The organism is Erythrobacter sp., from assembly GCF_035194505.1.
Classification (GTDB): domain Bacteria; phylum Pseudomonadota; class Alphaproteobacteria; order Sphingomonadales; family Sphingomonadaceae; genus Erythrobacter.
This window is the reverse complement of record NZ_CP136573.1, coordinates 1,570,466-1,584,837: the sequence shown is the minus strand read 5'-3', so window position 1 is coordinate 1,584,837 and position 14,372 is coordinate 1,570,466. Positions and strand designations below refer to the sequence as shown.

Sequence of the window (14,372 nt, the reverse complement as noted above, 5' to 3'; positions counted from 1 at the left end):
GATCATCCGCAAAGGCAGTGAATCAGATCAACGCCTCAAAGGCGAGGGTTTTTCGAGGCGTCCAGTTTGCCGGGGTCACACTGCAGATCGTGCGCGACTGGGTCCTGCGCTTCAACGCGGACGGCCCTGAGGGTCTTGCGACCCGCAAAGCACCAGGGCGCGCATCGGTCCTGAACGAAGAGCAACGTGCCCGTCTGGCCGAAGTCGTCGAGACAGGGCCGATCCCTGCGGCGCATGGCGTGGTGCGCTGGCGGCTTGCCGAACTTGCCCAGTGGGTATGGGACGAGTTCTCGGTATCGATTACACGTCACACTCTGGGCCGCGAGCTGCGGGCAATGGGCTATCGCAAGCTCTCCGCGCGCCCGCGCCACCGCGGGCAGAAGGGCGACGATATAGCCATTTTTAAAAAGGCTTCGCCGCCCGTCTGGCGCAAATCCGCAAAGGCCTCCCCGAAGGAACGCCCATAGAGCTGTGGTGGCAGGATGAAGCCCGGATCGGCCAGCAGACCAAGCTCACCCGGCGCTGGGCCAAGCGCGGCACGCGTCCCTCGGCTCCTCGCGATCAGCGGCGGCGATCCTCGGCGTGGATCTTTGGTGCGATCTGTCCTGCCCAAGGCAAGGCTGCCGGTATCGTCATGCCCCGCTGCAACAGCGAGGCGATGAGCATGCATCTCGAAGAGATCGCCTTCCACGTGGCGCCCGGTGCCCATGCTGTCGTCATACTTGATCAGGCCGGATGGCACGGTTCTGCCGAACTGGTCGTGCCATCCAACATCACTCTGTTGCCGCTGCCGCCGCGATGCCCCGAACTCAACCCGGTCGAGAATGTCTGGCAGTTCATGCGCGATAACTGGCTGTCGAACAGGATCTTCAAATCCTACGACGACATCGTCGACCACTGCTGCTTCGCCTGGAACAACCTCGTCAATCAGCCGTGGCGTATCATGTCCATCGGCATGCGCCAGTGGGCGCATGGGTCATGATCAATGCGCATTGGTATTAGTCAGGGGCTTGGCTGGCCCAGGTGACGCAGGCGAGCACCCGCTCGGTCCATTCCGCGCGGCAGATCAGCAGATCGGGCATGAAGGTGTCAGCCCGGTTATAGACCAGCGGCGATCCGTCGATGCGCGAGCAATGCAACCCGTGGGCTGCGGCGACGGCGACGGGCGCGCAGCTGTCCCATTCATGCTGGCCGCCGGAGTGGAGGTAGACCTCGGCTTCTCCGCGCACCACAGCCATCGCCTTGGCGCCGGCGCTGCCCATCGGCACCAGCGTTCCGCCGAGCGCCTGCGCTACCGCCTGCGCTTCGGCAGCGGGGCGCGAGCGGCTGACGAGGAAGCGCGGGCTTTCTGCCATCGCGGGCAACGGCTTTGGACGATCGGAGCGCAGCACGACTCCGCCAGCAAGGCCCGGCAGTGCGACCGCGCCAACCACGGGAGCACCATCGACCGCCAGCGCTATATGCACCGCCCAGTCGCTGCGCCCTTCGCTGTATTCGCGGGTGCCATCGACCGGATCGATGATCCACACCCGCGACTTGGCGAGGCGCGCGGGATTGTCCTTTTCCTCTTCGGACAGCAGGCCATCATCGGGCCGCGCGGCGCGGATTGCTTCGCACAGGAAGCGGTTGGCATCGCTATCGCCCTTGTCGCCCAGCGCCTTGCCTGCAAGGCCCGATTCCTCGCGTGCAGCAGTCAACAGCCGCCCGGCTTCAAGCGCCAGCCTTGCGGCAAGCGCGGCATCATCAAGCGAGGAAAGGTTCATTTGAGCGGCAGAATCCTGTCAATGATCAAGCGTGCCGCCTGTTCGGAGGACATGTCCACCGTGTTGACCCGGATTTCCGCATTTTCGGGCGGCTCATAGGGGCTGTCGATCCCGGTTAAGTTCTTGAGCTTGCCCTCGCGCGCCTTGCGGTAGAGCCCCTTCACGTCGCGCGCTTCGGCCACATCAAGCGGCGTGTCGACGAAGATTTCGATGAACTCGCCCTCCGGCAGCATCTTGCGCACCATCTCGCGCTCGGCACGGAACGGGCTGATGAATGCGGTAAGCACAATGAGGCCAGCGTCCGCCATCAGCTTGGCGACCTCGCCGACCCGGCGGATGTTCTCGATCCGGTCGGCCTCGGTAAAGCCCAGATCGCGGTTGAGGCCGTGGCGGACATTGTCGCCATCCAGCAGAAAGGTGTGGCGGTTCATCATGAACAGCTGCTTTTCGACCTCGTTGGCGATGGTCGACTTGCCCGAGCCCGACAGGCCCGTGAACCACAGCACCCGCGCCTTCTGGTTCTTCATCGCCGCATGATCGTCACGCGTGATCGCGAGCGGCTGCCAGTGGACGTTCTCGGCCCGGCGCAGACTGAAGGCGATCATGCCCGCCGCCACCGTGGCATTGGTGTATTTGTCGATCAGGATGAACCCGCCGAGCTGCCGGTTGGCTTCATAGGACCCGAAGGTGATTGGCCGGTCGGTCGCAAACTCGGCGACGCCGATGCTGTTGAGGCTGAGCGTCTTGGCCGCAAGGTGCTCGCGGCTGTTGACGTCGATCTCGTATTTGGGCGGCTGGATCGTTGCGGTGACGGTCTGCGTGCCGAGTTTGAGCCAATAGCCGCGACCGGGCTTTAGCGCCTCTTCGTCCATCCACACCAAGGTGGCACAAAACTGGTCCGAGGCCTGCGGCGGATCGCCTGCGGCCGCGATTACATCGCCGCGGCTGCAATCGACTTCATCCGTCAGGCTGAGGGTGACCGATTGGCCCGCGACGGCCTCATCGAGCTCGCCATCGAAGGTTGTGATCGACTTGATCGTGCTGGTTTTGCCCGAGGGCACGATCCGCACCGGATCGCCGACCCGCACCGTACCGCTGGCAATCAGCCCGGCAAAGCCGCGGAAGTCGAGATTGGGACGATTGACCCACTGCACCGGCATCCGGAACGGTGCGGCTTGCGCGGCCGCATTGTCGACATCGACGGCCTCGAGGTGCTGGATCAGCGCCGGCCCGTCATACCACGGGGTATTCGCGGAAGGGGCGGCGGTGATATTGTCGCCCTTGAAGCCCGAAATCGGGATCGCGGTGAAATCGGTGATGCCGATCCCTTCCGCAAAGGCGCGGTAATCGGCAACGATCGCATCGAAAGTCGCCTTGTCATAGCCGACGAGATCCATCTTGTTCACCGCCAGCACCACGTGGCGGATGCCGATCAGGTGGACGAGCCAGGAATGGCGGCGGGTCTGCTGCAACACTCCCTTCCTCGCATCGACGAGGATGACGGCGAGATCTGCGGTCGAGGCGCCGGTCACCATGTTGCGGGTATATTGTTCGTGACCGGGCGTATCGGCGACGATGAACTTGCGCTTTTCCGTCGTGAAGAAGCGGTAGGCGACGTCGATCGTGATGCCTTGCTCGCGCTCGGCCGCGAGGCCATCCACCAGCAGCGCAAAGTCGATTTCCTCGCCTTGCGTGCCGTGCTTGATGCTGTCGCTTTCCAGCGCGGCCAACTGATCCTCGAAGATCATCTTGGAATCGTAGAGCAGCCGCCCGATCAGGGTGGACTTGCCGTCATCCACACTGCCGCAGGTGATGAAGCGCAGCAGGCTCTTGTGCTGGTGCGCGTGCAGATAGGCGTCGATATCCTCTGCGATCAGCGTATCGGTCTGGAAGGAAGATGGGGTGTTCATCAGAAATACCCCTCCTGCTTCTTGTCTTCCATCGACGCCAATTGTCCCTTGTCGATGGCGCGGCCCTGCCGTTCGGAGCTGGTGGCGAGCAGCATTTCCTGAATGATGTCGCTCATCGCGGTCGCCTCGCTCTCGGTGGCGCCAGTGAGCGGATAGCAGCCGAGCGTGCGGAACCGGACCGAACGCACCGCCGGCTCTTCGCCCGGTTCGAGGCGGAAGCGGTCATCGTCGACCACCAGGATCATCCCGTCGCGCTCCACGGTCGGGCGCGGCTGGGCGAAATAGAGTGGCACGATGTCGATATTCTCGAGCGCGATATACTGCCAGATGTCGAGCTCGGTCCAGTTGGAGAGCGGGAACACCCGGATGCTCTCTCCCTTGGCCTTCTTGGCGTTGTAGAGGTTCCACAACTCGGGCCGCTGGTTCTTGGGGTCCCAGCGATGCGCGGCGGTGCGGAAGCTGAAGATGCGCTCCTTGGCGCGGGCCTTCTCCTCGTCGCGCCGGCCACCGCCGAAGGCCGCGTCAAAACCATACGCGGTCAGCGCGCGCTTCAAAGGATCGGTGAGCTGGGCCTGACTATACAGTGCGCTGCCGGTATCGAAGGGGTTGATCCCCTGTTCTTCGGCCAGCTCGTTTTCGGCAATGATGAGCTTCAGTCCGTACTCGCGCACGGTCTTGTCGCGGTGGGCGATGAGATCGGCGAAATCCCAGCCGCTGGCCACATGCAGCATCGGGAAAGGCGGCGGCGCGGGATAAAAGGCCTTGCGCGCCAGATGCAGCATGACCGAGGAATCCTTGCCGACCGAATAGAGCATCACCGGATTTTCCGCCTCGGCGACAACCTCGCGGAAGATGTGGATGCTTTCGGCTTCGAGCCGTTCAAGATGGGTAAGAGATCGCATGGGCGTGCAGCTATACGCTGGCAACCGCGCGACAAGCAATTTTGCCTTTGCGCCGCGATGGTGTGGCTTGGGCAGCAGCGCAGGGGGACTGGCAATCTCGGGGCTTGCCCTTGGCATGGAGGCGCGCCAGACACTCCGCCAAAGGGAGAGATATATGAACCAGCCATCAGGGCCGCTGTCCGGCCTCCGGGTGATCGAATTCAGCGGCATCGGCCCGGGGCCGCACGTCGCAATGCTGCTCGCCGATCTGGGCGCCGAAGTGGTGCGGATCGACCGACCCGGCGCAGGGGTTTCCAATCCCGTGGTCGAACGGGCGCGCCACCGGCTGGCGCTCGATCTCAAGAGCGAGGAGGGCAAGGCCCTGTGCCGCGAAGCCGCGAGCAAGGCCGACGTTCTGATCGAAGGTTTCCGCCCGGGCGTGATGGAGCGGTTGGGGTTGGGGCCGGAAGAGCTGCTCACGCTCAACCCCGGCCTCGTCTATGCCCGCATGACCGGCTGGGGGCAGGACGGCCCGCTGGCCCACGCCGCAGGGCACGACATCAACTACATCGCCATCACCGGCGCGCTTGCGTCGGTCGGGAAGCGCGGCGAGACGGCGACCCCCCCGCAGAACCTGGTCGGCGATTTCGGCGGCGGGTCGATGTATTGCGCCTTCGGGATCCTCGCCGCGCTTTACGAGCGCGAGCGTTCGGGACGCGGGCAGGTCGTCGATGCTGCGATCGTCGATGGGGCAACCAGCCTGATGAGCTTCTTCTTCGGCGTGCGCCACCTGCCGCATCTGTCCACCGCGCGTGGGCGCGGCATGCTCGGCGGGGCGGCACATTTCTACCGCTGCTTTACCTGCGCAGACGGCAAGGAAATCTCGCTGGGTTCGATCGAGCCGCAGTTCTACGCCGAGTTGCTGGCCAAGAGCGGCGCGCCCGAAGAACTGGCGCAGGGCCAGATGAACCCTGCCAACTGGGACGATTACGCCGCAAAGCTGGCCGCCCTGTTCCTCAGGAAAACCCAGGCCGAATGGTGCGAACTGCTCGAAGGTTCAGACGCCTGTTTTGCCCCCGTGCTCGATCTGGAGGAAGCGCGCGAGCATCCGCACATGAAGGCGCGCGGCGCCTATGTCGAACACGACGGCGCCTGGCACACCGCTCCGGCACCGCGCTTCAGCCGCACGCCGGGGGCTGTGCGCTCCAGCACGGATGACGGCGCGGATGTGGTGGCGCGTTGGGCGGCAGGCGCCTGATGGCCGGTCGTTTCTTCGACGAATGGCAGGTGGGTGACCGGATCGAACACGAGATCCGGCGGACCGTCACCGAGACCGACAATCTGCTGTTCTCGACCATGACCCACAATCCGCAGCCCCTCCACCTTGATGTCGAGGCAGCCAAGGCGAGCGGCTTCGGGCAAATCCTCGTCAATTCGACCTTCACTTTCAGCCTGCTGGTCGGGCTGTCGGTGGGAGACACGACGCTGGGAACGCTGGTCGCCAATCTCGGCTTCGATAAGGTGGTGACCCCCAAGCCGGTGTTCATCGGTGACACCCTTCGGGCGGTAAGCGAGGTGAAGGAATTGCGTGCCAGCAATTCGCGGCCCGATGCGGGGATCGTCACCTTTATCCACGAGATGTGGAACCAGCGCGGGGAAGTGGTGTGCCGCTGCGAGCGGTCCGCCCTGCTTCAGCGCAAGTCACCGGCTTGACGAAGGCGCCGTGCTCCGCGCACAGTTCGAAGCGGGAGATTTAGGGAGGGCATCCATGCGCAAGACATGGACTGGGCTGGCTGCGGCGAGCCTGATGACGATTACAGCGGCAGGTTGCGGCGGCGAAATGACGCGCGATCCGGCGAAGACCGGTAATGGCGAAAACACGATCAAGCTCGCCGAATTTCCGGACAGGCCCTACTGGGGCGATACCCATCTCCACACCGACAACTCGGTCGATGCCTTTGGTTTTGGCGTGAGGCTCGGGCCGGAAGACGCGCTGCGCTTTGCCCGCGGCGAGGAAGTCACGGCGACGACCGGCGGCAAGGCGAAGCTTGAGCGGCCCCTCGATTTCCTCGTGATTGCCGACCATTCCGACGGCCTCGGTGCCACCCGGCGGCTGTTTGATGCCCCGCGCTGGTATGTGAAGTGGGTGATCGGCGACGAGACTGTGCTGCGCTGGTACGACATGATGCACGAAGGCCCGGAAGGCTCGCAGCGCGCTATGGCCGAACTGATCACCGCAGCGGCCAACAAGAGCCTGCCCGCAGCCTTCAGCGACCCCGAACAAGCCAAGAAGGCGACCGAGGACCTCTGGAACACACAGCTTGGCCTGCTCGATCGCTACAACGAACCCGGCGTGTTTTCGGCGATTGCCGGCTTTGAATGGACCCTCATGCCGGACGGCAACAATCTCCACCGCGTGGTGATGTTCCGCGATGGCAGCGATAAGACTGGCAAGACCCAGCCGATTCCCGGGATCGACACCACGGTGGAGCAGCTGTGGGACTACATGGACGCCTACGAGAAGAATACCGGCGGCAAGGTGCTTGCGATCCCGCATAATTCCAATCTCTCGAACGGCCTGATGTTCGAGATGACCATGGCGGATGGCTCGCCCATGACGGCGGCCTATGCCAAGCGCCGTGCGGCGGCCGAACCGGTGGTCGAAGCGACCCAGATCAAGGGTGACAGCGAAACCCACCCGTTCCTCTCGCCTAACGACGAGATGGCGGGCTTCGGGGTCAAGGGCTGGGAGCTGGGCAACCTGCCGCTCACCTCCCCGAGCACGCCCGACATGTATGGCGGCAACTACGTGCGCTCGGCCCTGCTGCGCGGTCTTTCGCTGGAGCAGCGCTTGGGTGTGAACCCCTATGCCTTCGGCCTGATCGGATCGACCGACAGCCATACCGGCCTCGCCACCGGGGACGAGGACAACTTCTTCGGCAAGCACACCGGCAACGAGCCGTCCTACAAGGACCGCGCCATGCAGCCGCAGAACCTCGGCACAAGGCAGGGGCGGTTCGGCTGGCATTACCTCGCCGGTGGCTATGCTGCAGCCTGGGCACGGGGCAATACCCGGGCCGAAATCTTCGATGCCTTCCGCCGCCGCGAGGTCTATGCCACCACCGGGCCGCGCATGACCGTGCGGATCTTCGGCGGGTTCGATTTCAGCTCTGCCGACTGGCAAGGTGACTGGGTGCGGGCTGGATATAGCCGCGGCGTGCCGATGGGCGGCGAACTGGCCGACAAGGGCAGCGCCCCCACCTTCCTGATCAGCGCGCTGAAGGACCCCGACGGCGCCAATCTTGACCGGGTGCAGGTGATCAAGGGCTGGGTCGACGCCAGCGGTGCGATGCAAGAGAAGGTCTATGACGTGGTGTGGAGCGACATGGACAAGCGCCCGCGCACTGCGAGGGGCCTGACCCCGGTTGGCGATACCGTGAACCGCAAGGACGCGACCTACACCAACACCATCGGCGCGGGCGAACTGCGCACCACCTGGACCGATCCCGATTACGCCAAGGGTCAGCGCGCGTTCTATTACGTGCGCGTGCTCGAAATTCCGACCCCACGCTGGACGCTGTTCGATGCGGTGCGCTTCGGGTTCGAACTGACGGGCGATGCGTTGAAGGATGCGGTCGCGCAGGAGCGGGCCTATACCTCGCCGATCTGGCTCAAGCCGCAAGGTAAGGGGACGACGTGACGCTTGCCGGCTGGACCCGCGAGCCGCTGGTCCATTTTCTCGGCCTTGGTGCGCTGCTCTATGTCGTGCTCACTTGGGGTGGGGCGCCACCTGATCCCGCTTCCCGGGTGATCAAGGTCGATGCAGCCCAGAAAGCGCAGCTGGCACTCGGGTTCGAGCGGGTGATGGGCCGCGCGCCGACCGATGCCGAACTCGACGAGCGGATCACGCGCTATGTGCGCGAGGAAGTGCTTTATCGCGAGGCGTTGCGGCTGGGGCTCGATCAGGACGATGCAGTGGTGCGCCAGCGCATGGTCGCCAAGATGGACCTCACCGCAGGCGGAGCAGCCGAGCTGGCCGAGCCTGACGAGGCAGCCTTGCAGGCTTTCTACAAGGCCAATCAGGCGCGCTATGCCAGAACCCCGCTGGTTAGCTTCGAGCAGAGGCTGTTTTCCGGCGAGGCGGCAGCGCGGGCTGCGCTTTCGGGCGCGGGCGGCACTGGCCAGCCGAGCAGCCTGCCCGCCAGCATGAACGAGACGTCGATGCCCGAGATCGCGGTGCGCTTCGGCCAGCAATTCGCCCAGGGGCTGGTGTCGCTTCCTGCGGACGGCGCATGGAAGGGCCCGATCCCCTCGGGCTTCGGCTGGCATATTGTCCGCGTGTCCGGGCGGGCCTCGGCCGAGCCCGATTTCGAAGCGCTGCGCCCGCGCCTCGCCAATGACTGGCGCGCGGACCAGATCGCGCAGCGCAAGCAACGGGCTTACGAGATCCTGCGCAGCGCCTACCGGGTCGACATTTCGCGGTGAGCCGACTTGTGCGCAGCCTGCTGGCGCTTTGCCTTGCATTGCTGGCCGCGCCGCTCAGCGCCGACGAGCTGCGCCCTGCGGTGATCGAGCTGATCGAGCGCGAGGGCGGGGTGTGGGTGATCGAATGGAAGCTGCCGGTCGCCGCATTGCGCGCGCAGGACGCGGTGCTGCTGGCTGAGCCGCTCCTCCCGGCCGTTTGCACCGCATCTGGCGCGCCGGTGCGCCGCGCCGCGCCGCTGGCTTTGCTGGGCCAGCAGGAATTGCGCTGCCGGGGCAACATGGCCGGACAAAGCTTCGGCCTTTCCGCATTGGCAGGGGGCACTGACGCGATCGCGCGTCTGATCCCGCGTGGAAAGCCGGCGCAGACCTTTCGCCTCACTCCCGAAGCGCCGACCGCGGTGATCGCCGCCGAGCCTTCTGCCATGCAGGTGCTGCGCGACTATCTGGTGATCGGCGCAGAGCACATCCTGTTCGGGTGGGATCACCTGCTGTTCGTGATCGCGCTGGTGCTACTGGTGCGCAGGCCATGGGCGGTGGTGAAGGCCGCCACCGCCTTTACCGTGGCGCATTCGCTGACGCTGGTGGCGACCAGCCTCGGCTATGCCGGGTTGCCAAGCCGCCCGGTCGAGGCGCTGATTGCGCTGTCGATCGTGTTCCTCGCGGTCGAGGTGGCGCTGGTGCTGCGCTCGCCCGAGCCCCGCACCTTTACCCGGCGCTTTCCCTGGGCGGTGGCCTTTGCCTTCGGGCTGTTCCACGGCTTCGGGTTTGCCGGAGCGCTGGCCGATATTGGCTTGCCGCAGGGGGAGGTCGTCACTGCCTTGCTCGCCTTCAACCTCGGGGTCGAGGCAGGACAGTTGTTGGTGATCGCCGGCGTGATCGCGCTGCTGGCAGCGATGATGCGCTTTGCGCCGCGGTTCGAGCGTCCCGTGCTCGGCGGCTCCACCTATGCAATCGGAGCGATCGGCAGTTTCTGGCTGATCGAGCGCGTGATCGGCTAGCGGCCCGCCGCGTCGCCGCCAAGCGCCCGCCACAGCACGACTCGCGCGCGCGATGCACGGCCGAGGGCTGCCGCCGCGCGTTCTCCACTGGCATCGGCTGCACGGCGGGCTTCGAGCACTTCGAGGAAGCTTGCAAGGCCGGCCCGATAGCGCGTTTCGGCAAGTCCGGCGGCACGCGCCAGCTGATCGCGCTCGGCCACGGAAAGCTTTGCCTCCGCATCCGCTGCGGCGACCACGCCATAGGCCGCCTCGGCATCGCCCAGTGCCTGGAACACCGCACCGCGATAGGCGGCAAAGGCGGCGCGCTTGTCTGCCGCTGCAGCGTCGATTCCTGCGCCCACCCGCCCGAAATCGAGCAGCGGTCCGGCGATCCCGGCAGTGAGCGATCCGACCAGCGAGTCCGTGTCGAGGAAATCGCCCGGGTTGAAGGCCAGCAGGCCGAGCACGCCTGACAGGGTAATGCGCGGGAAGCGGGCGCGGGCGGCGGCGGCAAGTTTGGCATCGCTGGCGGCAAGATTGGCAGCGGCCGCGGCGACATCGGGCCGGTTGACGAGCAGATCGGATGGCAGCCCGGCTGGAGCGGTAGCAGGTGCGAGGGCCGGCGCGGCCGTCGAAAGGGCAGAGCGAACAGTGGCTGCATCCTGTCCGGTCAGCGTCACGAGCCGTCCGATCAGGCGCGCCCGCTCGCTTTCAAGCGAGGCAAGGCGCACGGCCGAGGAACTGGCGGTCGCCTCGGCCCGCACGCGGTCAAAACCCGGCGCGATCCCGGCAACCTCCCGCGCCTTTGCGAGGCCTGCAAGTTGTGTTGCAGCGGCGGCATCGGCGCTGATGGCGGCGGCTCTCGCATCGAGCACGCGCCAGTCGGTAATGCTTGCGGCAATCTCGGACAGTAGCGCCAACCGCACGCCCTGCGCCTGCGCACTGGCGGCATCGATCCGGGCGAGCGCGGCGCGTTCCTGCGCTTTGAGGCGCCCGAAAATGTCGGGATCCCAGCTCGCGGTGATGTTCGCGCCGTAGGAGGTCTGTTCTTCGGGAATGAATCCCTGCTGGCCCGCTTGCCCGAACTGCGCAGGGTTGATGCGGTTGCGCCGGACGCTGCCATCGGCGGTGATGTTGGGCAGGCGTTCCGCACCGGCGCCGCGCGCTCCGGCGCGGGCGGCATCGATCCGCGCCATTGCCTCGGCAAGGTTCGGAGCGGCTGCAATCGCGGCCTGCGACAGCGCGCGATAGGCCGGATCATTCTCCGGCATCAGCGCGGCAAGGCCCGTCTTTGTCGCACCATCGGGCGCGAAGAAGAAGGCTTCGGGCAGGTCCGGGGTCGGCGTCGCGATTTCGGGCGCGGGCTGCATGGCGCAGGCGGCAAGCGCCAGCGGCATGAGCGCGGCCGCAGCGAGGAGCGGGCGGCGCATCGCCTCAGTCCCCCTTTTCGGCGGCGGCGGCCTTGGCCGGGATGAAGGCATCGATCTGCTGCCCCACGCGGAAGGCATCGCTCTTGGGCAGGGCGTAGATCAGCTGGAGCACGCGCACATCGACCCGCTCGGCCGCCGAATTGGTGAGCGAGCGCTTGGGAACCACTTGCGGTTCGGCGCGAACGAAGGTGGCCGAGACGTGCAGTTCGGCTGCGCCGCGCGGCGAGATGATCGCCGGCTTGCCCAGCGCCACACGCCCGACCTCGTTTTCGTCGACATCGACGCGCACATGCAGCGGATCGGTCTGACCCATCTGTATGAAGGGCTGGGCATTGCCGCCGCCCTGGGTGGCGACGAACTCGCCCGGGCGGATGTTGACCGCGAGAATTTCCCCCGCGATCGGGGCGCGCACGTTGAGGCGCTCGATCTCGGTACGTGCAGCTCCGGCGGCGGCCTGGGCTGCGGCAAGGCGGGCACGGGCGAGGCCGAGGCGGGTGCTGGCGGCGGCTTCCTCGCCCTCGGCGCGGATCACCTCGGCACGGCTGACTGCGGCGGGATCGGACAGCTGGCGATAGAGCGCGAGCTGTTCGCGCGCGGTCTTCTGCGCGGCTCCGGCCTCGGCGATGGCGGCGCGTGCTTCCTGAATTGCGGCGTCGGCCTGATCAAGCTGCGCCCTCGCGGCGCGGGCATCGACCGTGAAAAGCACCGCGCCCTTGGCCACGCGGTCACCCGGACGCACCAGCACATTGGTGACCAGCCCTGAGAGGGCCGAGCCGATGTCGATCACTTCGCTCGCCGGCTCGACAATCCCTGCGCCTGCCACGCGCGGTGCATCGGCGAGGTCGCCGACGGCCTTGGGCGGCTGCTCGGCCGGCTCCGAGGTCGAGCGATCGGGCAGGCCGACGACAATCAGATAGGCGGCAATCGCCACCCCGATCAGGGCTGCGATCGGCAGGATCTGGCGGGCAAAGCTCACATTACGAAGCATGGCGTCCTCGGGCGGTTCGAACAGAAGAAGGAGGGGAGGGCGGCATCAGTGATCATCGGGCATTTCCTTGCCGTCATGAGTGATGCGTCCGTCCTCGAGCACAATGATCCGGTCAGCCAGATCGAAGATGCGGTTGTCGTGGGTGACGATGATGCAGGCGCGATCGGGCGCGACCGCGACTTCGCGCAGCAGATCCATCACCCGCCGCCCCGAGCGCGCATCGAGCGCGGCGGTCGGCTCGTCGCAGACCACCAGACGCGGCTCGTGCACCAGTGCACGGGCGATGGCGACGCGCTGCTGCTGTCCGCCCGAAAGCTGGCGCGGAAGCTTGTCGGCCTGATTGCCGATGTTGAGCTTGTCGAGCAGCACCTTGGCCCGCTCGCGCGCTTCGTCGACCGGCATGCCCTTGGCGATCAGCGGCACGGCGGCGTTGGCGGCAGCGTCGATCGAGGGGATCAGGTTGTACTGCTGGAAGATGAAGCCGATGTTGTTGAGGCGGAAATTGACCAGTTCGGTGTCCGACAGCTTGTAGATGTCCGTGCCGAACACTTTCACCTCACCTTCCGTCGGCCACAGGATGCCGCACATGATCGAGATCAGGGTTGTCTTGCCCGAGCCGCTTTCGCCCACGACATAGGTCATCTCGCCGGGGCGGATGTCGGTGTCGATCCCGTGGAGCACACGGATGGTCGTTTGCCCGGCCTCGAAATCGCGCACGATGCCACGCGCGCAGATTGCCGCTTCGGGTGCGCAGCCGCCGATGGCTGTTGTGTCCATGATCTGCCCCTTGCTCACCGGAACACCGAGGCTGGCTCGGTATTGAGCACGCTGCGGATTGCGATCAGCCCGGTGATCGCAAGGATGATGATCACAGCCACCAGACTGATCAGCGGGATCTGCCAGGGGATGTAGAAGCCCTTGAAGAAGGGATTGGAGCTGAACCCGTAGATGAAGGCGACGGTGCCGATCACGCCGAGCGCATAGCCGATCATCCCGACGAGGCCGGCTTGCGCAGCGACCATGCGCACGATCTTTCCATTGGTCACGCCGATCGCCTTCAATGCACCGAACTGCTTGATGTTGTCGCGGATGAACAGGCTGAAGGTCAGGCCGACGATCGCCACGCCGACGACGAAGCCGAGGAACACGGTGATCCCGAAATTGGTCGGGATGCCGGTGTTCTCGATGATGAAGTTGACGCCGGCGCGGGCGAATTCCTTGCGGGTTTCCGCCTTGAGGCCGGTCTCCTTCTCGATCCGCGCTGCTACCGCGTCCGGACTCTGTCCCTCGCGCACGCCGACCAGCACGAAACTCAGGCGATTGCGCGTGCCGGGCACGAAGTTGAGCGCGTTCGAATAGCGGGTGTAGAGCACCACCGTGCTGGTGAAGCTCGGGATCGCATCGGAAATGCCGCGGATGACAGCGCGCTGATCATTGAGCTCCAGCCGCTCGCCCAGCGGGCTTGCTCCATTGGAGAAGAGGCGGGTCACGCCGACATCGTCGATCACCACGCTATCGGGGGCGAACAGCACCGACTTGTCGCCCGTCGCCATGCGCTTGGGCAGGCCGATCAAGGTCGCATCGTCGACGCCGACCACACCCACGCCTTCCAGATCGCCGTCCTTGGTGCGGACATTGGCGACAGCGCGCAGATGCGGCGCGGCCCATTCCACGCCGGGAACCGCGCGCACCTTGTCGAGGGCGGTGGAGGGCATGGCGTAGCTGACATCGGTGGTGCGGCTCACCGGATCCATCACCCAGACATCGGCTTCGGGCGCATTGTAAACGCCGCTTGCCCCGCGTTCGACCAGATTGACGAAGATCGTCATCTGCTGGGTGATCAGCAGGGTCGAGAATGCAATGCCGAACAGCAGCCCGTAGAACTTCTGGGCATCACCGGTGAGCATTCTGATCGCGATCCAGAGCACGGGGAGGGGA

The 14,372-nt window shown here is 65.6% G+C and carries 12 protein-coding genes and 2 pseudogenes; 7 read left to right on the top strand and 7 right to left on the bottom strand.

The window, feature by feature from the left end:
• Positions 1–17: 17 nt before the first annotated feature.
• Positions 18–131, top strand: a pseudogene (locus RSE14_RS14840) (IS630 family transposase); the annotation flags it as partial.
• A pseudogene (locus RSE14_RS07875) lies at positions 105–982 on the top strand (IS630 family transposase). The pseudogenes RSE14_RS14840 and RSE14_RS07875, both read left to right, overlap by 27 nt.
• Positions 983–998: 16 nt before the next feature.
• Here RSE14_RS07875 and RSE14_RS07870 read toward each other — a convergent pair.
• Genes RSE14_RS07870 through cysD form a run of 3 tightly spaced genes read right to left on the bottom strand, consistent with a single transcriptional unit; the run spans position 999 to position 4,575 of the window.
• Positions 999–1,763, bottom strand: a complete 765-nt coding sequence (locus RSE14_RS07870; RefSeq protein WP_324072480.1) for a 3'(2'),5'-bisphosphate nucleotidase CysQ — start codon at positions 1,761–1,763, stop codon at positions 999–1,001.
• Positions 1,760–3,673 (bottom strand): sulfate adenylyltransferase subunit CysN, encoded by a 1,914-nt coding sequence (gene cysN / locus RSE14_RS07865; protein ID WP_324072479.1) that lies wholly within the window; start codon positions 3,671–3,673, stop codon positions 1,760–1,762. The genes RSE14_RS07870 and cysN overlap by 4 nt, the downstream gene beginning before the upstream one ends.
• Positions 3,673–4,575, bottom strand: coding sequence for a sulfate adenylyltransferase subunit CysD (cysD, locus tag RSE14_RS07860; protein ID WP_324072478.1), 903 nt, complete (start codon positions 4,573–4,575; stop codon positions 3,673–3,675). Before cysD ends, cysN begins: the two co-directional genes overlap by 1 nt.
• A gap of 154 nt (positions 4,576–4,729) precedes the next feature.
• On the opposite strand from cysD, the gene RSE14_RS07855 reads away from it, so the two are divergent.
• Genes RSE14_RS07855 through RSE14_RS07835 form a run of 5 tightly spaced genes read left to right on the top strand, consistent with a single transcriptional unit; the run spans position 4,730 to position 10,037 of the window.
• Entirely contained in the window at positions 4,730–5,812 is a 1,083-nt protein-coding gene (locus RSE14_RS07855; RefSeq protein WP_324072477.1) for a CaiB/BaiF CoA transferase family protein, read from the top strand.
• The gene (locus tag RSE14_RS07850) at positions 5,812–6,267 is read left to right on the top strand and encodes a MaoC family dehydratase (RefSeq protein ID WP_324072476.1); all 456 of its coding nucleotides are present in this window, start codon (positions 5,812–5,814) and stop codon (positions 6,265–6,267) included. The genes RSE14_RS07855 and RSE14_RS07850 overlap by 1 nt, the downstream gene beginning before the upstream one ends.
• A 55-nt stretch (positions 6,268–6,322) precedes the next feature.
• The gene (locus tag RSE14_RS07845) at positions 6,323–8,254 is read left to right on the top strand and encodes a DUF3604 domain-containing protein (protein WP_324072474.1); all 1,932 of its coding nucleotides are present in this window, start codon (positions 6,323–6,325) and stop codon (positions 8,252–8,254) included.
• Positions 8,251–9,039, top strand: coding sequence for a peptidylprolyl isomerase (locus RSE14_RS07840; protein ID WP_324072472.1), 789 nt, complete (start codon positions 8,251–8,253; stop codon positions 9,037–9,039). Before RSE14_RS07845 ends, RSE14_RS07840 begins: the two co-directional genes overlap by 4 nt.
• Complete coding sequence (locus tag RSE14_RS07835) at positions 9,036–10,037, top strand: HupE/UreJ family protein (RefSeq protein WP_324072470.1); 1,002 nt, start codon at positions 9,036–9,038, stop codon at positions 10,035–10,037. Before RSE14_RS07840 ends, RSE14_RS07835 begins: the two co-directional genes overlap by 4 nt.
• On the opposite strand, the gene RSE14_RS07830 is transcribed toward RSE14_RS07835, so the two are convergent.
• The 4 genes from RSE14_RS07830 to RSE14_RS07815 are packed head-to-tail and all read right to left on the bottom strand — an operon-like array spanning position 10,034 to position 14,341.
• Positions 10,034–11,446 (bottom strand): efflux transporter outer membrane subunit, encoded by a 1,413-nt coding sequence (locus tag RSE14_RS07830; protein ID WP_324072468.1) that lies wholly within the window; start codon positions 11,444–11,446, stop codon positions 10,034–10,036. The genes RSE14_RS07835 and RSE14_RS07830 overlap by 4 nt on opposite strands.
• A 4-nt stretch (positions 11,447–11,450) precedes the next feature.
• Positions 11,451–12,434: an efflux RND transporter periplasmic adaptor subunit gene (locus tag RSE14_RS07825; protein ID WP_324072465.1), complete on the bottom strand. Its 984-nt coding sequence runs from the start codon at positions 12,432–12,434 to the stop codon at positions 11,451–11,453.
• A 45-nt stretch (positions 12,435–12,479) separates the two neighbouring features.
• On the bottom strand, positions 12,480–13,211 hold the full coding sequence (locus RSE14_RS07820; RefSeq protein WP_324072463.1) for an ABC transporter ATP-binding protein: 732 nt from the start codon (positions 13,209–13,211) through the stop codon (positions 12,480–12,482).
• A 14-nt stretch (positions 13,212–13,225) separates the two neighbouring features.
• Entirely contained in the window at positions 13,226–14,341 is a 1,116-nt protein-coding gene (locus tag RSE14_RS07815) for an ABC transporter permease (RefSeq protein WP_324072461.1), read from the bottom strand.
• Between the last annotated feature and the right edge of the window lie 31 nt (positions 14,342–14,372).